The 21535-nt window shown below is 34.0% G+C and carries 20 protein-coding genes; 19 read left to right on the forward strand and 1 reads right to left on the reverse strand.

Translation table 11 applies throughout. The features are described from left to right. Positions 1-64: 64 nt before the first annotated feature. Positions 65-3565 carry a zinc-dependent metalloprotease gene (locus HHX25_RS15575; protein ID WP_169675410.1) on the reverse strand — a complete coding sequence of 1167 codons (3501 nt, stop codon included), beginning with the start codon at positions 3563-3565 and terminating at the stop codon, positions 65-67. A gap of 82 nt (positions 3566-3647) precedes the next feature. On the opposite strand from HHX25_RS15575, the gene HHX25_RS15580 reads away from it, so the two are divergent. From HHX25_RS15580 to HHX25_RS15670, 19 genes are all read left to right on the forward strand, one after another. Further along, positions 3648-4583: a bifunctional riboflavin kinase/FAD synthetase gene (locus tag HHX25_RS15580; protein WP_169675412.1), complete on the forward strand. Its 936-nt coding sequence runs from the start codon at positions 3648-3650 to the stop codon at positions 4581-4583. After that, positions 4576-5892 carry an HTTM domain-containing protein gene (locus HHX25_RS15585; RefSeq protein ID WP_169675414.1) on the forward strand — a complete coding sequence of 439 codons (1317 nt, stop codon included), beginning with the start codon at positions 4576-4578 and terminating at the stop codon, positions 5890-5892. Before HHX25_RS15580 ends, HHX25_RS15585 begins: the two co-directional genes overlap by 8 nt. A 45-nt stretch (positions 5893-5937) precedes the next feature. After that, positions 5938-7209: a serine--tRNA ligase gene (gene serS, locus HHX25_RS15590; RefSeq protein ID WP_169675416.1), complete on the forward strand. Its 1272-nt coding sequence runs from the start codon at positions 5938-5940 to the stop codon at positions 7207-7209. 677 nt (positions 7210-7886) lie between these two features. After that, positions 7887-9662 carry a tetratricopeptide repeat protein gene (locus HHX25_RS15595; protein ID WP_169675418.1) on the forward strand — a complete coding sequence of 592 codons (1776 nt, stop codon included), beginning with the start codon at positions 7887-7889 and terminating at the stop codon, positions 9660-9662. 241 nt (positions 9663-9903) lie between these two features. Continuing rightward, entirely contained in the window at positions 9904-10227 is a 324-nt protein-coding gene (locus HHX25_RS15600) for a DUF4286 family protein (protein WP_169675420.1), read from the forward strand. Between the two features lie 71 nt (positions 10228-10298). Continuing rightward, positions 10299-11183 (forward strand): 16S rRNA (adenine(1518)-N(6)/adenine(1519)-N(6))-dimethyltransferase RsmA, encoded by an 885-nt coding sequence (gene rsmA, locus HHX25_RS15605; RefSeq protein WP_169675422.1) that lies wholly within the window; start codon positions 10299-10301, stop codon positions 11181-11183. Positions 11184-11204: 21 nt separating this feature from the next. Further along, positions 11205-12581: a magnesium transporter gene (mgtE, locus tag HHX25_RS15610; RefSeq protein WP_205958052.1), complete on the forward strand. Its 1377-nt coding sequence runs from the start codon at positions 11205-11207 to the stop codon at positions 12579-12581. Between the two features lie 59 nt (positions 12582-12640). Further along, positions 12641-13597 carry a 2-hydroxyacid dehydrogenase gene (locus HHX25_RS15615; protein ID WP_169675424.1) on the forward strand — a complete coding sequence of 319 codons (957 nt, stop codon included), beginning with the start codon at positions 12641-12643 and terminating at the stop codon, positions 13595-13597. 9 nt (positions 13598-13606) lie between these two features. After that, complete coding sequence (locus HHX25_RS21435) at positions 13607-14017, forward strand: response regulator transcription factor (protein WP_169675426.1); 411 nt, start codon at positions 13607-13609, stop codon at positions 14015-14017. 101 nt (positions 14018-14118) lie between these two features. Continuing rightward, on the forward strand, positions 14119-14490 hold the full coding sequence (locus HHX25_RS15625; RefSeq protein WP_169675428.1) for a VOC family protein: 372 nt from the start codon (positions 14119-14121) through the stop codon (positions 14488-14490). A gap of 28 nt (positions 14491-14518) precedes the next feature. Next, on the forward strand, positions 14519-15025 hold the full coding sequence (locus tag HHX25_RS15630) for a DUF4199 domain-containing protein (protein WP_169675430.1): 507 nt from the start codon (positions 14519-14521) through the stop codon (positions 15023-15025). Between the two features lie 7 nt (positions 15026-15032). Next, on the forward strand, positions 15033-15488 hold the full coding sequence (locus tag HHX25_RS15635) for a DUF1801 domain-containing protein (RefSeq protein ID WP_169675432.1): 456 nt from the start codon (positions 15033-15035) through the stop codon (positions 15486-15488). Between the two features lie 41 nt (positions 15489-15529). Beyond that, a complete protein-coding gene (locus HHX25_RS15640) occupies positions 15530-15916 on the forward strand; it encodes a VOC family protein (protein WP_169675433.1) in 387 nt (128 codons plus the stop codon). Positions 15917-16067: 151 nt separating this feature from the next. Further along, positions 16068-16832 (forward strand): sulfite exporter TauE/SafE family protein, encoded by a 765-nt coding sequence (locus tag HHX25_RS15645; RefSeq protein WP_169675435.1) that lies wholly within the window; start codon positions 16068-16070, stop codon positions 16830-16832. Between the two features lie 64 nt (positions 16833-16896). Next, positions 16897-17343, forward strand: a complete 447-nt coding sequence (locus HHX25_RS15650; RefSeq protein ID WP_169675437.1) for a YtxH domain-containing protein — start codon at positions 16897-16899, stop codon at positions 17341-17343. A gap of 90 nt (positions 17344-17433) precedes the next feature. Beyond that, the gene (locus tag HHX25_RS15655) at positions 17434-17889 is read left to right on the forward strand and encodes a TM2 domain-containing protein (RefSeq protein ID WP_169675439.1); all 456 of its coding nucleotides are present in this window, start codon (positions 17434-17436) and stop codon (positions 17887-17889) included. A gap of 80 nt (positions 17890-17969) precedes the next feature. Further along, on the forward strand, positions 17970-20126 hold the full coding sequence (locus tag HHX25_RS15660) for a prolyl oligopeptidase family serine peptidase (RefSeq protein WP_169675441.1): 2157 nt from the start codon (positions 17970-17972) through the stop codon (positions 20124-20126). A gap of 80 nt (positions 20127-20206) precedes the next feature. Next, positions 20207-21118 carry an ABC transporter ATP-binding protein gene (locus tag HHX25_RS15665; protein WP_169675443.1) on the forward strand — a complete coding sequence of 304 codons (912 nt, stop codon included), beginning with the start codon at positions 20207-20209 and terminating at the stop codon, positions 21116-21118. 100 nt (positions 21119-21218) lie between these two features. Further along, on the forward strand, positions 21219-21515 hold the full coding sequence (locus HHX25_RS15670; protein ID WP_169675445.1) for a phage repressor protein: 297 nt from the start codon (positions 21219-21221) through the stop codon (positions 21513-21515). The last annotated feature ends 20 nt before the right edge of the window (positions 21516-21535 follow it).

Genomic DNA, 21535 nt, shown 5'->3' on the forward strand with positions numbered 1-21535 from the left:
AAAACATTTCGACAGGCTCAATGTGGCAGTTTGCTTACTTTTTAGACATCCCCTTTTCTACATTTTAATTAATAATAATCTTTTTAGCAGATTCCCGTACCCCATCACTTACCTTTAAAATATACAAGCCAGGTTGCATATAGTTTAAATTTACATATTCGTTTAAATCTCCAGTGCCTTCAAATACATTCCTGTAAAGAAACTGCCTTCTTATATTAAAAACCTCTACGGTTATATCTCTGGACAAAGAACCATTCAGTTTAATATAAAAATCTCCATTATTGGGATTTGGATACACAATCAGGTTTTCAAAACCAGATGCTTCAATAGCTTTAGTTGGTAATATTGTAAGCGTATAATCTTCAACTTCACCATCAAAACCATTTTCAGAAGGTATAGGCTCCTGATCCCCAGAAGACCCTACATATCTGGTAGCAACTCTCATAATGGTGTTTCCTAAAACAGCATTAACAGGAATACTAATAGAAAGTGGTGAATTGCTAGTAGCCTCATCTGATACATTGGTGGCTTCACCCAAATCATACACCTCACCTGGATCATCAAAAACGGAATTTTGATTCCAATCTATCCAAACCCTAGTAGCCGTTGTAAAACTCCCTTCTGTACTCACATTTACGGTTAAATCGTATGCATCATCCCTATTTACTTCCGTATTAATAGATGTATGATTAGAATAGCCCGAAGACTTAGCAGTAACATTGTCAATCGTATTAAATCGAACCAATGTTATTGACGTGTCATATTCAAAATCTGAAGCTAATATATTAATGGTATAATCTTCAACCTCACCATCAAAACCATTCTCACAAGAAACTGGCAACCCATCATCTTTATATTTTGTTGAAACCCTCATAACGGTGTTCCCTGGCATCGCATTTATAGGAACTGTAATTGACAATGGCGAATTGGTGGTTACTCCGTTAGTAACATTGGTAGCGTCCCCTAAGTTATATACTTCGCCAGCATCATCGAAACTACAATTTTGATTCCAATCTATCCAAACCCTAGTAGCAGTGGTATAATCCCCGTCCGTATTCACATTTACTGTTAAATCATATGAACTATCCCTACTTAAATCTGTAGTTATTGAAGTATAATCTGAATAACCCGAAGGTTTGGCAGAGGCATTGTCAATGGTATTAAATTGAACACGTGTTGTACTTGTACCAAACGTTGTATTCCCAACAGAAGCACATAATCCATTGAAAAAGGGAAATGCGACATTCTTATTTTTTGTAATGGATGCTGAAGTCCCCGTAACAATTAAATTATAGTCTGCAGTCGCCACACCATTTAAATTACTAATAGTCATAGTAACACTTCCAGAAGCATCTAAACTTGCAGGAGAGAAAGTCACAGTAGAACTTCCAGGGCTTCCTGAAGTACTAAAAACAGTGTTTTCTGAGAAACCATTCGCTGTAACAAAATCAAAACGAAATGTTGCTGTTGTCTCTCCACAAGCAATGGGATCTAAAGTTTCCTCAATCATAAAAAAATCTGGTGTTGTAGAAATAGAGAAATCAAAATTAGAGACATCGTAAAAAATATTATCTGCAGCCTCAATTAACAGTCGTGCTGTAGAAGTATCAGACATGGCAGGCACATTATAGTCAAAAGAACCATCATTAGGAGTGTTCGACGCTATTGTTGTCGGAAATGTTAAACCGCCATCTGTTGACAGTTTTATATTTACATTTTGACAATTAATAGTCCCATTGGTTGTTTGCCCTACTTCCCATTCAATGGTTTGTGTAGACCCTTGAGACCAGGAAACGGGATTCGTCATAGTAAAAGGCGTTACATCTTCAACTATAATCTGCATGGTATCATAACTACTTTGCCCTCCAGTAGAAGAAGCTGGAGCCCTGTCTCTAACAGTCAATGCCCAGTTTAAAGACCTTGCCACCGTTGAAACAGTTTCCCAATCACTTCCTAACGTAGGATTGGATTGTATCGTATTACCAGCAATAACACTGCTAAATTTAGGAATATACCTATCAGGAGAACTAGAAGGGGGCAATGATCTATTGGTAGGACCAGAAGCTAATTCTGGACCAAAATTTATGTAATTCGTAATCCCGCTATCAATTTGTTCCCAACAATACGTTAGATTATCTCCACCATCAGAATCTGTCGCAGCACCTCTTAAAACATAGGCTGTTCCTTTGGGTATGTTATAATTATTTCCTGCATCGGCACTTGGTGGGTTATTCGAAATAGCTTCTGTTGTTTGGCAACTTTTGGTACTCAGATTATCTAATATTTGCTTAATACTATGGTAGTGAAAATAGTCATCACCATTCAGTTCTACGTTATCTGCACCTTGAATACCAGCATAAGCCATTACGGTAGTTCCGCTTCCAGGTTCAGAGTTAACACCTGTTCCCTCACTATCAAAAGCCCAGGTATGATTCGCTCCCATTTGATGACCAATTTCGTGTGCAACAAAATCGATATCAAAAGTATCAGTTTCAGGAATATTATTCGATGGTGATGTATAAGCACTTCCTTTTCCATGAGGCGACCCGCCGGTAGGATTCTCACAAACACAACCAATACAACCAGCATTTCCTCCTCCTCCAGTGGCTCCAAAAAGGTGACCTATATCGTAAGCACCATTGCCAATAACACTTGTTAAGTTGTTTTGAAGCTGTAAACTCCAACCATTCGTATTATCAAAGTTGCCCTCGTCCGTACCTACATTTGCATCAGAATATGGATCTGTAGCGGCATCTGTATATATTAACTGTGTCGCATCAATGAGTTCAAAGGTCACAGCCATATCAGTCTCAAAGACCTCATTAACCCTACTTAAAGTCGTATTTATTGCTGCCAGCGCATCTGCAACGGCATCACCATTGCCCGCATTACCATCATCATGATAAGCCGTATATTCCGATGTCGTAGAAACAGCAATTCTAAATTTTTGCAGGGTTTGATCGTTTGCACCTCCTTCATTAACCTTTGCTGTTTGGCTTGTTTTATTAAAGGTTTTATCTAATTTATCTAGGGTTTTACACTCTAGTTTGTCAATTAAACCACTTTTAGAGCCTTTATCATAGACAACATATTTACTAGATCCTTTTGCTAAAGGTTGCATAAACACTGTAGGGCTATCAACATAAGAAATCATAGTCTGTATTCCTTGAGGAGACATGCTCATTCGTAGACGAGTTCCAGAATTATCTACACTAACACCTACATAAGATTTAATATTTGGATATTTAGAAGCCAGTTCGAGAGAAAAAACAGGAGCTTCATAAATTTTAAAAGCTTCCATTTTCCCATGAGCGCCTGGTACAGAAATAATAGTATGGCTTTTTTTACTATCAGCCCCTCTTAAGGTTGCAGAAACCGCACGCTTTTTGAACGAAATCATGTCGAGTTCAAATAGGTGTATTTCATTTTTATTTAAATGAAATTTAGATAGTTTTTCAGAATTTTTTAAATTTTCGACTTGTTTCCATGAAGAATTTTGAGCAATAGCCGAAAATGCAAACAAAAGCATTGTTATTGATAAAACATAATGTAGTTTTGTTTTCATAAAAATATTTAGGGCGTTTTTATTAAGCATTCTATTAACAAATCTAACTTTTTTAAGCGGAATTAGCAATTTAACTTGTTAAATGGGTAAGGTAAAAGACATTGAAACTTATAAATCTGTAGAAACTACAGTTGTTACCATTGGTACCTTTGACGGGGTTCATATTGGACATCAAAAAATAGTTAATCGCTTAATTTCTACTGGAAGGGCAAATGGGCTAAAGTCTGTCATTCTAACTTTTTTCCCGCATCCGCGGATGGTTTTACAGAAAGATTTTAATATAAAGTTAATAAATACGATTGACGAGCGACGTGATATTTTAGATGGTTTAGGCTTGGATTACCTGCTTATTAAAGAATTTACCCTAGAGTTTTCACGACTTAGGGCCGAAGATTTTGTAAAACAAATTTTAGTTGATAAACTCAATGCCAAAAAGGTTATTATTGGCTACGATCATAGGTTTGGGAGAAATAGAAATGCTAATATCGACGATTTGAAAAAATTTGGTGAAGCATATGGATTCGAGGTTGAAGAAATATCTGCACAAGACATAAACGATGTCGCCGTAAGCTCCACTAAAATTAGAAAGGCTTTAAAAGAAGGTGACATTATAAAAGCCAATGCTTTTTTAGGCTATAATTTCACGATATCAGGAACGGTAACCAAAGGCAAGGGATTAGGAAGACAATTAAATTTCCCAACAGCCAATATTAAAGTAAAAGAAACTTATAAATTGATCCCAAAGCAAGGGTCTTATATTGTAAAAGCCACCGTTAACAAATTACTGATTTATGGTATGATGAATATCGGTATAAACCCAACTGTTAACGGCAAGAAAGAAACCATCGAGGTTCATTTTTTTAATTTTAATAATGATATTTATGGGGAGGCCATTCAAATTGAATTATTAAATCGTATTCGTGACGAAGAAAAATTTGAATCTATTGAAGATTTGAAAGCACAATTAAAAAAAGATAAACAAACGGCGCTTACCTACATAGCCACGCATCATGCTTAATCAATGGTTGTTTAAAAATATTGACAATTCAGCATTAATTGTATTCCGAATTATTTTTGGTCTGCTTTGTTTTTTAGAATCGGTAGGGGCTATTTTTACAGGTTGGGTTAAAAAAACACTTGTAGAACCAGAATTCACTTTTTCTTTCATCGGGTTTGAGTGGCTACAACCACTTCCAGGAAGTGGCATGTATTTCTACTATGTTATTATGGGTATCTTTGCATTAGGTATCATGTTAGGATACAAATATAGGCTGAGTGCCCTGTGCTTTACCATCATGTGGGCTGCAACCTATTTAATGCAGAAATCATCCTATAACAATCACTATTATTTATTGATGCTTTTAAGTGGCATTATGGTATGCCTCCCAGCACACAGATATGCCTCAATTGATGTTAAACAAAATCCTAAATTAAAAAGTCTTTCAATGCCTCATTGGTGCCGTTTGGTTATTGTGTTACAACTTTTTATTGTTTACACTTATGCATCAATAGCAAAACTATATCCAGATTGGCTAGATACCACTGTTATAGAACTACTTATGAAAGGCAAGGCACATTATAGCTTGGTGGGTAACGTACTTCAACTAAAATGGCTTCACTATGTCTTAGCTTATGGAGGTATTGTTTTTGATGGTTTAATTGTACCATTATTATTATTCAAGCCAACAAGAAAATATGCCTTTATGGCCTCTATTTTCTTTCATCTATTTAATTCATTTGTTTTTCAAATAGGTATTTTTCCTTATTTATCATTAGCTTTTACACTGTTCTTTTTCGAACCCAAAACGATTCAAAAGCTGTTTTTAAAAAAGAAACCTTTTTATAGTTCAAATGAGGTTGTAATTCCGAAGTTCAAAACACCACTATTAGCCTTATTTTCTATTTATTTTTTAATTCAAATAGGGCTGCCCCTAAGACATCATTTTATAGAAGGTGATGTCCTCTGGACCGAAGAAGGTCACAGACTATCGTGGCGCATGATGCTGAGATCGAAAATAGGCCGAACAAGCTATAGAGTTAAAAATAAAGACTCTGGCAAAAGCACGTTTATTAGTCTGGATGATTATTTAACGCGTAAACAGAGACGCTCTGCCAGCACAAAACCAGATGTTATCTGGCAGTTTTCGCAACATTTAAAACAAAAGTTTCAAAATGATGGCCAAGAGGTGGCCATTTATGTAGACAGTAAAATAAGTGTAAACGGAAAACCTTATAAAACATTAATAGATCCAGGTGTAGATTTGGCAAATGTCGAATGGGACACTTTTAAACATAGTAATTGGATTTTACTTCCAAAAGAGGATTAAATTATCTTAGTAATTCCCTAAATTTGTCGCTTAAATTTTTAAAACATGTTACAAGTCCCTTTTATTAGAGAAAACAAAGCGTTAGTCATTGAACGATTGGCAAAAAGAAACATAGATGCTACTCAAATGATTAATGACGTTATCGCTTTTGATGAAGATAGAAGACGTATTCAAACAGAATTAGATAATACCCTTGCTGAATCAAACGCATTATCTAAAGAAATAGGGAACTTGTTCAAATCGGGGGAAGCTCAAAAAGCAAATCTTTTAAAGGAAAAAACAGGTCAGCTAAAAGAAACTTCAAAAGAACTTACCGAAGCTCTTAACAACAAATCTAATGCGTTAAACGAATTACTTTATAAAATTCCAAACGTACCAAATGAGCTTGTTCCAGCTGGTAATTCCGATTCAGATAATGAAGAGGTATTTAAAGAAGGGGAGATTCCTGTTTTGCACGAAGACGCCTTGCCTCACTGGGAACTCGCTAAGAAATACGACATCATAGATTTTGAACTTGGAAACAAAATTACAGGAGCAGGGTTTCCTGTTTACAAAGGTAAAGGGGCCAGGTTACAACGTGCATTGATCGCTTATTTTTTAGATAAAAATACAGCAGCTGGTTATACCGAATATCAACTACCACACTTAATAAACGAAGCATCTGGTTTTGGAACAGGACAATTGCCTGATAAAGAAGGGCAAATGTATCATGTAACTGGAGACAATTTGTACTTAATACCAACTGCCGAAGTCCCTGGAACTAATATTTTTAGAGATGTTGTTTTAAATGAAAGTGAGCTACCTATTGGTATTACTGGTTACACGCCATGCTTTCGTCGTGAAGCCGGAAGCTATGGTGCACATGTAAGGGGCTTGAACAGACTGCATCAATTTGATAAAGTTGAAATATTACGAGTAGAGCATCCTAGTAAATCTTACCAAGCCTTGGATGGTATGGTAGATCACGTGAAGACAATCCTTAAAGAATTAGAATTACCATATAGAATTTTAAGACTGTGTGGAGGTGATTTAGGGTTTACCTCAGCGTTGACATACGATTTTGAAGTATTTTCTACAGCCCAAGACAGATGGTTAGAAATTTCTTCGGTTTCTAATTTCGAGACCTTCCAGGCCAACCGATTAAAATTACGTTTTAAAAACAACCATGGTAAAAATGAATTGGCTCACACTTTAAATGGAAGTTCATTAGCATTGCCAAGAGTCCTTGCTGGAATTTTGGAAAATTACCAAACTAAGGATGGTATTGTGATACCAAAAGTACTACAATCTTATACGGGATTTAGTATTATTGACTAACCACACCAAAAAACAAGTATAAAAACCTACAAATATGTAAGGTTTTTGTTTCCAAAATCGACCAAATGCATATTTTGCATGCTGTTTAACGATTATGTTTTGATTCTTTTTGTGATAAGGTATATATTTTAGATGTTAGCCAAACCGAAACCTATCAAACCTAACCGACCATGAAAAACCTGAAACGTATTGTAATATTAATTACATTAATCTTTTTTGCGAGTAAAGTTTTATTTTCAGATTTCGAAATTTCAAAATCCGAAAATAAAGTTTCTGCAGTCGTAAATAAATAAAAGTTTTGTTTCATTTATAAAACTGTCCCCAATCATATATTACATCGTTTTAATATTAACGGTAGTTAATGGAACATTTTTTTTGGTTGGTTAGTGCCCGGATTTTTATTCGGGCATTTTTTGTGAAACTCTATTTTAAAAAGTTTTAAAACGTATTTAAAAATAAGGCTGTTTGAAAAGTAAAACGTAAGTCATATTGAGCTTGTCGAAATATTTTTAACTTACTCATAGTCAATATCGGCTTCGACAAGCTCAACCTGACAAATCAGATTACAATGACTTTTCAGACAGTCTCCTCTCATTTTTTATTTTATGCCTCTAAGTCAATTTAAAAATTCATAAATATTTACAATATCTACCTATTACATTCCTTATATTTACGATATGAGATTCATTCATATTCTATTCATATTAATAAGTACGACGGTCTTTTCTCAAAACGATATTCTCGCGAAAGAATATTTTAAAAAAGGGGACTTCCAAAAGGCATTGTATGAATATAAAAAGTTGTACGCTAAATCACCTTCCAATATTAATTACATTAATCAGATTGTAAGCACGCATCAGCAATTAGAACAATATGAAGAGGTTGAAACATTTCTATTAAAATTAATGGAGAGAATTAATTATCCTGCATTTTTAGTAGAATTGGGCTATAATTATCAACTTAAAAACGATTTAGAAAATGCTACCATCAACTACAATAAAGCCATTGCGAGTATAGATACTAAGGTTAGTAATGTATTTGCTGTTGCCAGAAGTTTTCAAGGGCACACACTATTAAACGAAGCCGTTATAGCTTATGAAAAAGCGATGGTGTTAAATCCAGATTTTAATTTTAATCTGCAATTGGCCAAAATATATGGAGAACAGGGAAATATAGAAAAGATGTTTACAAGTTATATTGATTTCGCAGAATATAACCCACCTAGTTTAAACAACATTAAAAGAGCCATTAGCGAATTTATAAGTGAGAATAGTGCTAATGAAAACAATATCATATTTCGTAAAGTTTTACTCAAAAAAAATCAGCAGGAACCTAACCTGCTTTGGAACGAACTATTGAGTTGGCTATTCATTCAGCAAAAAGACTTTAATAAAGCATTTATTCAGGAAAAAGCCATTTTTAATAGGCAACCAGATAATTTAAGCAAAATTGAAGAACTGGCATTAATTGCATCTAATGAAAACGAAAATGACATAGCCAAAGATATCTTCACATACCTCATCGAGACCGCACAAGATTCGAATACCAAACTAAAAGCACATTATAATTTACTTCAATTAGAGACCAAAGAAAGCTTAAAAGAGAATTATACGACTATAAATACCAAATATTTAGAACTGTTCAAAGAGTTTGGAACATTTTCGCAAACCTTAAAACTACAAATTGCCTATGCCCATTTTTTAGCGTTTTACATGAATGAAACCTCTAAAGCAACAGCATTTCTAGAAAACACGCTAAAACTACCACTAACCAAGTTACAGAAAGCAGAGGTTAAATTAGAATTAGGAGATATATTGGTGCTTCAAGAAAAATTTAATAAAGCTTTAATTTATTATACGCAGATTCAACGTAATTTAAAAAATAGTACGATCTCGCAAGAAGCACGTTACAAAGTAGCAAAAGCAAGCTATTATAAAGGTGACTTTAAATGGGCAGAATCGCAGCTTAAAATTTTAAAAGCTTCCACCTCTCAACTTATAGCCAATGATGCGCTAGATCTAAAATTACTTATTTCTGATAATAAATATGAAGATTCTTTACAAACGGCTTTAAAACTTTACGCTAAAGCAGATTTACTGGCTTTTCAAAATAATTACGAAACTTCAATAAAATTGTTAAATAAAATTTTAGCAGACCATAAGACCGAGCCTATAATAGCTCAAGCTTTATACAAACAGGCCCAATTATTTGAAATTAAAAAACAATACGAAAAAGCAGAAGCTAATTATGAAGCTATCATCGCTAATTACAGAGAAGGTATCCTAATAGATGATGCTTATTTTAAATTAGCTGGGATCTACGAAAAACAATTGAATTTACCCCAAAAAGCAAAGGCTTTATATGAGTTGATTATTTTTAACCATGCCGATAGTATTTATTTTGTAGCTGCTAGAAAACGCTATCGCGCATTGCGTGGAGATGCCATAAATTAAACATGATATTTAGAAGTACCTTATAAAATAAGACTATATAAAAGTTATAGCTGTTTTTTATATAAACTTGCTCTAAAAGGGGAAAACAACCTTTAAACCGGATAAGCTTATAGCTATTACGGCTCCATTTAATAAAAACTCGATCAAGTTATTAGAAAAGCTGAGCTTAGCTCGCGAAAAAAGCGCAAAATCTTTTGAAGATGATGAAGAACTCCTGTTATTTGCAAAAAAAATTGTAAGTATGATAATATATAATGTTACCGCAAACATAGATGAGTCGATTCACGATGAATGGTTAGCCTGGATAAAAGAACATATTCCGCAAGTACTTGCTACAGGCAAATTTGAAAAGGCGACACTAAGCAAAGTTTTGGTAGAAGAAGACATGGGAGGCATTACATATTCCATTCAATATAGATCCTATTCGCGAGAAGCCTTAGAGGCTTATTATAAAGAAGATGCAGAAAAATTAAGAGCAGATGGGATGAAAAAATTTGCAGATAAAATGTTAGCTTTTAGAACAGAGCTAGAAGTTATTGATGAATACACAGTAAGCTTTACATAGCCTGTCATTCCTGCAAAGGCAAGAACTTCATATTTAGTTCTAGTTTTTAAGTACTTTAATTGTGCTTAAAGATGCAAGAACGAAAAACAAATTTTAAATTACATCATACTAAGGGTTTTAAGTTTCATATCTTCGTATGTGTAAAAAACATCCGTGAATTCGTGGCACACAATCCGAACCAACATCAAGTAAAAGCAAAAAAGCATTTAGGACAGCATTTTTTAAATGATGAATCTGTTGCTCAAAAAATTGCAGATACACTTACTTTAAAAGACTATAAAAATGTTTTAGAGATTGGTCCAGGAATGGGAGTCTTAACGAAGTATTTGTTAAAAAAAGATATTACGACCTATGTTATAGAAATTGACACAGAATCGGTAGCATATTTACAGGCCAACTATTTAAATCTAGCCTCAAGAATTATAGAAAAAGATTTCTTAAAATACGATTTAAACGCTGTTTTTAATCAAGAGCCATTCGCTATTATAGGAAATTTTCCGTATAACATTTCTACACAAATTGTTTTTAAAACCTTAGAAATGCGTGATCAAATCCCTGAATTTTCGGGTATGTTTCAAAAAGAAGTTGCACAACGCATTTGTTCTAAAGAAGGGAGCAAAGTTTATGGTATCCTATCGGTTTTAGCCCAAGCGTATTACGATGCAGAATATTTATTTACAGTACCTCCTAATGTTTTTAACCCGCCGCCAAAAGTAGAATCGGGTGTATTGCGACTCATAAGAAAAAAAGATTATACATTACCATGCGATGATGCACTGTTTTTTAAAGTCGTAAAAACAGCATTCCAACAGCGTAGAAAAACACTCCGTAACAGTTTAAAAACATTCAATTTATCCGATATTTTAAAAGCAAATGTTATATTTGGCAAACGTCCAGAACAATTGAGTGTTCAAGAATTTGTTGAACTTACACAATTAATCGAAAAGGACATATAGAATCTTTTAAATTTTCCTTTTTTGTCAGAAGAAAAAGAAAACATACAATTTCAACTTACTGATGAGCTCATTGAGCAAGTAGAATTATTAGTCGAAGAAAAAAAAGACAAAGAACTACAAGCGCTTTTAAATGAGTTTCACTACGCAGATATTGCCGAAATTCTAGATGAATTAAATTTAGAAGAAGCCATCTATGTTATAAAACTTTTAGATTCCGAAACGACATCAGATGTCTTAACAGAACTAGACGAGGACAATCGGGAAAAAGTATTAAAAAACTTATCGGCCAAAGAAATTGCTGAAGAAATTGAAGAGCTAGACACCGATGATGCCGCAGATATTATTTCGGAATTACCAGAAGAACGTCAGCAGGAAGTTATTTCGAAAATTGAAGACGAGGAACACAAGGCAGAAATTACAGAACTTCTAACCTATGATGAAGATACGGCTGGTGGACTCATGGCAAAAGAACTCGTAAAAGTTTATGAAACCTGGACGGTTGCAGGTTGTTTACGACGCATTAGAGGACAAGCTAAAGAAGTCACCCGAGTACACTCTATTTACGTCGTTGACAAACAAGAGAAACTTATTGGGCGTCTTTCTCTAAAGGATCTTATTGTTGCCAAAAACGAAAAAAAGATTGCAGATATTTATATCTCCAATGTAGACTATGTTAAGGTACATGACGATGTGGAGGATGTTGCTAAAATCATGGCAAAGTACGATTTGGAAGCCATACCTGTAGTTGACGAAAATCAAATTTTATTAGGACGAATAACCATTGACGATATTGTAGATGTTTTAAAAGAAGAGGCCGATAAAGATTATCAATTAGCAGCAGGTATTACTCAAGATGTAGAGGCCGACGATAGTATTATAGAGCTTACACGTGCGCGATTACCCTGGCTGGTTCTAGGTTTAGTAGGCGGTATAGGGGCCTTTTTAATTATGGAAGGTTTTCAGGAATCATTCAAAGAAAAAGCAATCCTTTTCTTCTTTACACCTTTAATTGCTGCAATGGCAGGAAATGTTGGAGTACAATCCAGTGCTATTATTGTGCAAGGACTTGCCAACAATGATGTTAAAGGTAGCATTAACAGCAGACTTATAAAAGAAATGCTTTTAGCAACATTGAATGGTATGATACTGGCCATTTTTTTATTTTTATTTGTTTGGTTTTATAAAGGAGAATTCGATAAAGCGATTGCCATATCTATTTCATTAGTCGTTGTAATTATTGTTGCAGGCATCATAGGTACTTTTGTGCCTCTATTTTTAAACAAGCGTGGGGTTGACCCTGCTATAGCAACGGGGCCATTTATAACAACCAGCAACGATATTTTAGGAATTCTTCTTTATTTTTGGATAGCCGAATTAATAATAGGCCTTTACAATTAATACACGCCTTTAGATTGTTTAAAACACGAAAGGCACCAAACCATTAGCCGAAAATTTAAATGAAAATACTTCACCTAGATACCAACCACGAATTATTAATCAACCAGCTTAACGATTTAGGTTTTACAAATCATGAAGATTACACGGCATCTAAAGAAACCATTGAGGCAAAAATTAAAACGTATCAAGGGATTATTTTACGCAGTCGTTTTACTATCGACAAACAATTTTTAGATGCAGCCACAAATCTCAAATTCATAGGTCGGGTAGGCGCAGGATTAGAAAACATAGATTGTGATTATGCCGAAAAAAAAGGAATAAAATTAATTGCTGCACCCGAAGGCAATAGAAATGCCGTTGGAGAACATACATTAGGCATGCTATTATCGTTATTTAACAAACTTAATAAGGCAGATCTGGAGGTTAGACAAGGTAAATGGTTACGCGAAGATAACCGAGGTATCGAACTCGATGGAAAAACAGTGGGAATTATTGGTTACGGAAACATGGGAAAAGCTTTTTCTAAAAAGTTGCGTGGTTTTGATGTTGAGGTGCTTTGTTACGACATTAAAGAGCAAGTAGGAGATACTAATGCAAAACAAGTGTCTTTAAATGAGTTTCAAGAAAAAGTAGATGTGGTAAGTTTACACACGCCACAAACCCCCTTAACTTTAAATATGATAGATGCAACATTTATCAATCAATTTAAAAAATCATTTTGGTTTGTAAATACTGCAAGAGGTAAAAGTGTTGTAACTAAGGATTTAGTCTCAGCTTTAAAATCGAAAAAAGTATTAGGGGCTGGGCTCGATGTTCTAGAATATGAAAAAGCATCATTCGAAAACTTATTTAAAAATAATTCAGGTGCTTCGACTTCGCTCAGCAACCCGGATTTTCAGTATTTAATTAATGCACAAAACGTTATTCTGTCACCTCATGTTGCTGGTTGGTCAATAGAAAGTAAAGAGAAATTAGCACAAACTATTGTAGATAAGATTAAAGTGGAATTTTGCTAAATTTAGCATATGAAAAAAACTATTTTAGTTTTTGCACTTTTAGTCCTTGCACTCTATACTCTTTTTAGGATTAGTAAATATTCTTTGTTTATAGGCGACACTCCTATAGAACTTATTATAACGGCTATTGCCATCGTTTTTTTTATAGTTGGTATATACATTAATAAAAAGAGTCTCCAGAAACCTCAACAAGCCACCAAGGAAATTGACCATCAAAAAATAAAAGAACTCGAAATAACCTCTCGCGAGTACGAAGTCCTCCAAGCCATTTCAGCAGGTTTATCCAATAAAGAAATTGCCGAGAAATTGTTCCTCTCAGAAAGCACGATCAAAACTCACGTTTCTAATCTACTGGTAAAACTCAATGCAAAAAGACGCACACAAGCCGTTCAAATTGCAAAAACCCAAAAGATTTTATAGCTTTAGAACTAAAGTATTAGGCTTTTGGTACTTTAGTATGAAGCCCGTATTAGCAATTGCCAGTAGTTTTATACCAGTTACAATTCTTAAAACCAAACAATATGACATTAGGAGCTTTTTCGATAAGTTTAAGCGTTAAAGATATTAACGCTTCAAAAGTATTTTATGAAAATCTAGGCTTTGAGGTTTTCGCAGGCGATTTAGAAAAAAATTATCTCATTATGAAAAATGGAAATGCTTTAATAGGTCTTTTTCAAGGCATGTTCGAGTATAATATTTTAACCTTTAATCCTGGTTGGGATGAAAGTGCTAATAAATTAAGTGATTATACTGATGTACGAGAGATTCAAAAACATTTAAAAAGTAAAAACACCAAATTAGAACGCGAAGCAGATCAAAATACTTCGGGTCCAGCAAGTGTGGTTTTATACGATCCAGATGGAAATACCATTCTTATAGACCAACATATTTAAAATCTAACGATCAGTTAAAAAATACAACATGAAAAATACAGTTATAAAATACGGGCTTTATGGTTTTTTAACAGGAATGGTATGTTTTCTCGCTGCCATTTTATTGGGTAAAAATTTAAGTTATTCTACGCAAGAAATTATTGGATATGCGTCAATGGTAGTATCGCTATCTTTCATCTTTTTCGGAATAAAACATTATCGAGATAGGGAAAATGGTGGTGTGATTTCTTTGGGAAAAGCTATTGGAATAGGGATTTTAATAGCCATGTTAGTAGGCATAGGTGTTGGTATAGCCGATTATATTTATACGACAATAATCAATCCCAATTTTGCAAGTGAGTATCTTGAAACAACTTTAAAAACAATGGAGGCTTCAATGTCTCCCGAAGAATTTCAAGCAAAAAAAGCAGAACTTACCAAACAAATGGACGACTATGGAAGCTCTGGATTTATGGCTTTTTTAATGTTCTTTACAGTCGTACTTATCGGATTTGTTATATCTTTAATTTCAGGATTAATACTGCAACGTAAATAAATAAACCATGCAATACGAAGCGAATTCACCAGAAGACTACATTGATCAAGTTCCCCAAGAACGTCAAAGTACATTAAAAAAACTTAGAAAAGTTATAAATGATAATTTACCAAAGGGTTTTGAAGAGGGCATGATTTATAAAATGATAGGCTTTTATGTGCCACATTCTGTATACCCAGATGGATACCATTGCGATCCCAAAATACCTTTGCCATTTATGAGTTTTGCTTCCCAAAAGAACTCTATCAATCTATATCACAGTGGTATTTATGCTAAAAAAGAACTATACGATTGGTTTGTAAACGAATACCCCAAACATAGTAAACGTAAACTTGATATGGGCAAAAGCTGTATCCGATTTAAATACCTAGACGACATACCTTTTGAACTTATAGCCGAACTTACCCGTAAATTATCGACTAAAGAATGGATTGATATTTATGAAAGTGCTATTAAAAAATAATAAGATTTCCTCCTTCGAGGAAATAAAAAAACTAAGTTTTAATGAAAAATAGAGTCACAGGAATTGGCGGATTGTTTTTTAAAACGAAAGATCCCAAAGCAACTAAAGATTGGTACAAAAAGCATTTAGGGTTTAATACCGATGATTACGGGTGTACCTTCTGGTGGAAAGACAAGGAAGGGAACGACTGCTCTACACAATGGAGTCCATTTTCTGAAGACACTAAATATTATGAGCCTTCTAAAAAAGATTTTATGTTTAACTATCGTGTTGAAAATTTACAAGAATTGCTCGAAGTCTTAAAAGAAGAAGGTGTTACCGTTGTTGGGGAAGTAGAAGAATACGAATACGGAAAATTTGGTTGGATTATAGATAATGACGGAAACAAAATAGAACTTTGGGAACCAATAGATAAAGCTTTTTTGTAATTTAGCAGCCACAAAAGTGACATAATTTGTCGTTCAACATGACCCGAAGAATCTTATTGATTTGAAAATCAACACCTTCATTTTAAGAGATGTTCCTTTTTCATTCAGAATAACATTTTAGTCAGCCCAATAAGACTTTAAGCATCCATAATTGACCTATTTAGAAATACTAGAATCATATAATTTAACTGCATTACAATGGGCCGCTATTTGCTTTGCCGTTTTTTTGTTAGGATTATCCAAATCTGGAATTAAGGGCATAGGTATTTTAATAGTTGTTATGCTGGCCTTTGTTTTTGGAGAGAAAGCCTCAACAGGCGTTTTGCTACCCATGCTCATAGTAGCCGATATTTTTGCAGTAATATATTATAATAGGCATGCGCAATGGGGCTTTATAAAAAAGTTAATCCCATGGATGGTTGTAGGTGTTTTAATTGGTGTATGGGTAGGAAACGATATTTCTGAAGTTCTGTTCAAAAGAATCATGGCTGTTATCATAATAGTTTCAGTACTCATTATGTTTTATACGGAAAACAGATCATCTAAAGACATTCCAAATAACAAATTATTTTCTACAACAACGGGTTTTTTAACAGGATTTACTTCCATGGTTGGTAATTTGGCAGGTCCTATTTCTAATATTTATTTTTTGACTATGCGCTTACCAAAAAATGAATTTATAGGAACCATAGCATGGCTGTTTTTCATTATCAATGTATTTAAATTACCCTTCCATTTTTTTGTTTGGAAAACAATTAGCACCGATACACTTGTTTTAAATACTGTTTTAATTCCAGCCATAATCCTTGGTTTTTTTGTCGGAGTCGCTATTGTAAAATTAATTTCGAATTTAAATTACAGACGTTTTATATTAATTGTAACTGCCCTTGGAGGTGTTGTTATGCTATTCAGGTAATCCTTTCCTTGTAACATTATTGTACGCTAATAGACATATTAAGTAAATTAAAAGAGGAAGTATTATGTCTCAGGCATCTAAAAATAGTAAACCAAAAGAGAAAGTTTATAAAGCGGAAGTTATAAAAGACGACGCCTATAAAGGCAAAGATCATATACATGACAAAAAGGAGAAATTAAAAGCAGAAGCCAAAGAAATCTACCACAAAACAAGAGAAAAAACACATGAGTTTTTAGAAGAAGCTAATGAAAAATTAGAAGACTTAACAGAATTAGCTAAAGAGAAAGGAGCTAAATTATCGGTTGAAGTTAGAGAAAAATATGTAGAGGCCAGGGGTAAAGCCAAAGAGTTTGCTGAAGAAGCAGGCGAGAAGTTAGATACAATTGCCGAAAAAACAACTGCATTTGTAGACGAAACAAACGAGAAATTAGAAGGGCTTGCAAAAGAAAGATTATCTGAAATATCAATAAAAACAAAAGGGTATATAAAAAAGCTTTTTGATAAAAATTAAGCAATTAACGATCTAATAATGTGGCATTTTTATAAATAAATTCAATTTTTTATTACCTTTAATTCCTTAACCCAAAAATTATTAAACATTATGTCTGATGAAAAGAATTTAAGTGACGACCTAAACGATATGCTAGGTGATGCTAAAGACGGTGCAAAAAAAGCAGCAGATAAAGCAGGAGAATTTGCAGAAGAAGCTAAAGAAAAAGCCAAAGAAACCTTTGAAGAAGTAAAAGAATCTGCTTCCGATTTTGCCGATGGTGCCAAAGAGACTTTTGACAATGTAACAGGTGGAGATAATAAAAAAGTATTAGCAGGTATTTTAGCCATTGTATTAGGGCCTTTTGGAATACATAAATTCATTTTAGGATATAATAAAGAAGGCATTATCATGTTGGTAGTAACTTTCGTCCTAGGGTTTATAACTTGCGGTCTGGGTGCTGGTTTAACAGGGCTTGTAGGGTTAATTGAAGGTATTATATACCTTACCAAATCTGATGAAGAATTTTATAATACGTATCAAGCAGGTAAAAAGCCTTGGTTTTAATCGACTACTATTTTTTAGATATAAAAAGCCAGAAATTGTATTTCTGGCTTTATTTTTGATACAACTAAAATCTTTTTGTCATGAAAAAAATAATAATTAGTCTTTTAACCGTTACATTGATGATAAGCTGTAAAAAAGAAAAAGAAGAAAGAAAAACTATTATTGTGAATTACCCTGAAACCAAAACCGTAGACACTGTAGATACCTATTTTGGTATAGACGTAAAAGATCCATATCGCTGGTTGGAAGATGATAGAAGTGAGGAAACAGAAGCCTGGGTAAAAACTCAAAACAAATCGACATACAGTTATTTAGACCAGATTCCATACAGAAAGGAGCTTAAAGAACGTCTTTCCAGCTTGTGGAATTACGAAAAAGTAAGTGCCCCTTTTGTAGAAGGAGACTATACTTATTTTTATAAAAATGATGGTCTACAAAATCAATATGTTATCCATAGAAAAAAAGGCAACGGTCCATCTGAAGTCTTTTTAGATCCTAATACTTTTTCTGAAGATGGTACAGTTTCTTTAGATGATACAAGTTTTTCAAAAGACGGTAGCATATTGGCCTATTCTATTTCTGAAGGCGGCAGTGACTGGAGAAAAATTCTTGTCATGAATACTGAAACTAAAGACATTGTGGAAGACTCCCTTGTAGATATAAAATTCACCCAAATATCGTGGTATAAAAATGAAGGTTTCTATTATTCTAGCTACGACAAACCCAAAGGCAGTAAACTCTCTGCAAAAACAGATCAGCATAAAGTATACTATCACAAACTAGGAACGCCTCAAAAAGAAGATATCTTAATTTTTGGAGGCACCCAAGAAGAAAAGCATCGTTACATATATGCTAATGTTACTGAAGACAACAACTATTTAGTAATCACTCCTCGCATCTCCACCTCTGGGAACAAGTTATACATAAAAGACCTTTCGACACCTAATAGTAAATTAATTACGGTTCTGGACCATACAGACAGTGACACCTACGTTATCGAAAACAAGGGCAGCAAGCTGTTTCTTGTCACAAACCTAAATGCACCAAATAAAAAAATAGTTACTGTTGATGCCTCGAACCCCGTACCAGAAAACTGGGTAGATCTTATCCCAGAAACAAAACATGTTCTATACCCATCAAAATGTGGTGGCTACTTTTTTACTGAATATATGGTTGACGCGATTTCCAAGGTGATGCAATATGACTACAACGGTAAGTTAATTAGAGATATTGAACTTCCAGGTGTTGGAAACGTGAATGGTTTTGGTGGAAAAAAAGAAGACAAAATAGATTATTACTCCTTTACAAATTATAACACACCTCCTAGTATCTACAAATTCAATATTGAAACAGGCAAATCTGAATTGTACTGGAAACCTTCTATAGAATTTAATAGTGACGATTATGAAAGTAATCAGGTATTCTACACATCAAAAGATGGTACTAAAGTTCCTATGATAATCACCTATAAAAAAGGTATCGAACTAAATGGCAAAAACCCAACCATATTGTATGGTTATGGTGGATTCAATATTAGTTTAAATCCAGCATTTAGCATTACTAATGCTGTTTGGATGGAACAAGGCGGAATCTTGGCAGTTCCTAACCTTCGTGGTGGTGGCGAATATGGTAAAGTATGGCACGATGCTGGAACCAAATTACAAAAGCAAAATGTATTTGATGATTTTATTGCAGCAGGCGAATATCTCATCGAAAACAAATACACATCCTCAGATTATTTAGCTTTAAGAGGAGGATCAAACGGTGGTTTATTAGTTGGAGCAACGATGACCCAGCGTCCAGATTTAGCTAAGGTAGCTTTGCCAGCCGTCGGTGTTCTGGACATGTTAAGATACCACACTTTTACCGCTGGCGCTGGTTGGGCTTACGATTATGGCACTGCTGAACAAAGCAAAGAGATGTTTGAATACTTAAAAGGATACTCACCAGTACATAATGTAAAAGCTGATGTACAATATCCTGCTACATTAATTACTACGGGCGATCATGATGATCGTGTTGTTCCTGCTCATAGTTTTAAATTTGCGGCCGAATTACAGCGTAAGCAAACAGGAAATAACCCAACCTTAATACGCATTGAAATCGATGCTGGCCATGGCGCAGGCACCCCTGTTAGCAAAACCATTGAACAATATGCCGATATTTTTGGTTTCACACTCTACAATATGGGTTTTGAAGTGTTACCCACAAAAACCAAAGAGAAAGTAAAAGGATAATATTTATACAACTTAGATTTAAAAAATCTTCACCCTCTGAGCAGATTTTTTTATGTTATTTTTGCTCCTCGATAAAGGCTATGCTTCAAGTAAAAAACATATCATTTCGTTATAAAAAACAAGTTGTTTTAAAAGATATCAGTTTTAATGTTAAAGCTGGCGAACATTTTTCCATTATTGGTGAAAGCGGTTCAGGAAAAAGTACACTTTTAAAATTACTTTACGGCACTTACGATTTAAGTAAAGGACATATTTTTTGGAAAGACGAAGCTATTTTAGGCCCAAAATACAATCTCATTATTGGCCCAGAATTCATGAAGTACGTGGCTCAAGAATTCGACCTGATGCCTTTTACCACTGTTGCCGAAAATATTGGTACTTTTCTGTCTAACTTTTATCCCGAGGAAAAACAAGAACGCATTAATGAGTTATTAGATGTTGTTGAATTAAAGCCTTTTGCAAAAACAAAAGTCAAAGAATTAAGTGGCGGACAAAAACAACGTGTCGCCCTGGCCAAAGCTATTGCGAAGCGACCTGAAATAATTTTACTGGATGAACCTTTTAGCCACATAGACAACTTCAAAAAGCAATCTCTACGTAGAAGCTTATTCCAATACTTAAAAGAAAAGAATATTACCTGTATTGTCGCTACGCACGACAAAGATGATGTCTTGTCTTATTCTGACCATATGATCGTCTTGCACGACACTAAAATTATGGCTAATAATACGCCTAAACGCTTATTTAATAACCCAGAAAATAAACTGATAGCATCTTTCTTTGGTGAGTTTAATATGATAAACGATAAAATTGTTTATGCCAATCAATTAAAAGTGACTAATCATTCCAATTTAAAAGCCATAGTAAAACAATCTTACTATAAAGGGTATTACCATTTAATTGAAGCCGATTTGAATGGGGATACAGTACTTTTTGAACATCATACGCAACTTAAAAAAGGAAACGTAATCTTTTTAAATCAAGTTTTATAATTTATATATCTTTGCATTAGTTCATTGAAACATTCTTTTGAAAAATTTTGAAGGCTATGTAAGACAATAATGTTTTACATAACATTTAAAATTAAATATTATGAATTGGAAAATTCAAAAACTACAAAATGGTGAAACCATTATTTCAAAAGAACCAGGTAATTCTATGTTACCATTACTAAAGTCTAAACAACCTGTAAAACTTAAGCCCGTTCACTGGGAAGATTGCGAAGCAGGAGATATTGTTTACTGCAAAGTTAGAGGTAATTGCTTTACACACCTTGTCAAAGGGAAAAATAGCAAACGTGGCTTATTGATAGGAAATAACCATGGAAGAATTAACGGATGGACCAAAAATGTTTATGGAAAAGTAATAGAGATATTACCAATGTCATAGACATTATTTAATAAATAAAA

The organism is Flavivirga algicola, assembly GCF_012910715.1.
Taxonomy (GTDB): Bacteria; Bacteroidota; Bacteroidia; order Flavobacteriales; family Flavobacteriaceae; genus Flavivirga; species Flavivirga algicola.

Coding starts and splice junctions, on each gene's coding strand:
- HHX25_RS15665 (WP_169675443.1), top strand. CDS start 20,207: ATGCTTCAAGTAAAAAACATATCATTTCGTTATAAAAAACAAGTTGTT.
- HHX25_RS15585 (WP_169675414.1), top strand. CDS start 4,576: ATGCTTAATCAATGGTTGTTTAAAAATATTGACAATTCAGCATTAATT.
- serS (WP_169675416.1), top strand. CDS start 5,938: ATGTTACAAGTCCCTTTTATTAGAGAAAACAAAGCGTTAGTCATTGAA.
- HHX25_RS15650 (WP_169675437.1), top strand. CDS start 16,897: ATGTCTCAGGCATCTAAAAATAGTAAACCAAAAGAGAAAGTTTATAAA.
- rsmA (WP_169675422.1), top strand. CDS start 10,299: ATGCAAGAACGAAAAACAAATTTTAAATTACATCATACTAAGGGTTTT.
- HHX25_RS15660 (WP_169675441.1), top strand. CDS start 17,970: ATGAAAAAAATAATAATTAGTCTTTTAACCGTTACATTGATGATAAGC.
- HHX25_RS15595 (WP_169675418.1), top strand. CDS start 7,887: ATGAGATTCATTCATATTCTATTCATATTAATAAGTACGACGGTCTTT.
- HHX25_RS15670 (WP_169675445.1), top strand. CDS start 21,219: ATGAATTGGAAAATTCAAAAACTACAAAATGGTGAAACCATTATTTCA.
- HHX25_RS15640 (WP_169675433.1), top strand. CDS start 15,530: ATGAAAAATAGAGTCACAGGAATTGGCGGATTGTTTTTTAAAACGAAA.
- HHX25_RS15580 (WP_169675412.1), top strand. CDS start 3,648: ATGGGTAAGGTAAAAGACATTGAAACTTATAAATCTGTAGAAACTACA.
- HHX25_RS15615 (WP_169675424.1), top strand. CDS start 12,641: ATGAAAATACTTCACCTAGATACCAACCACGAATTATTAATCAACCAG.
- HHX25_RS21435 (WP_169675426.1), top strand. CDS start 13,607: ATGAAAAAAACTATTTTAGTTTTTGCACTTTTAGTCCTTGCACTCTAT.
- HHX25_RS15575 (WP_169675410.1), bottom strand. CDS start 3,565: ATGAAAACAAAACTACATTATGTTTTATCAATAACAATGCTTTTGTTT.
- HHX25_RS15625 (WP_169675428.1), top strand. CDS start 14,119: ATGACATTAGGAGCTTTTTCGATAAGTTTAAGCGTTAAAGATATTAAC.
- HHX25_RS15600 (WP_169675420.1), top strand. CDS start 9,904: ATGATAATATATAATGTTACCGCAAACATAGATGAGTCGATTCACGAT.
- HHX25_RS15630 (WP_169675430.1), top strand. CDS start 14,519: ATGAAAAATACAGTTATAAAATACGGGCTTTATGGTTTTTTAACAGGA.
- HHX25_RS15655 (WP_169675439.1), top strand. CDS start 17,434: ATGTCTGATGAAAAGAATTTAAGTGACGACCTAAACGATATGCTAGGT.
- HHX25_RS15635 (WP_169675432.1), top strand. CDS start 15,033: ATGCAATACGAAGCGAATTCACCAGAAGACTACATTGATCAAGTTCCC.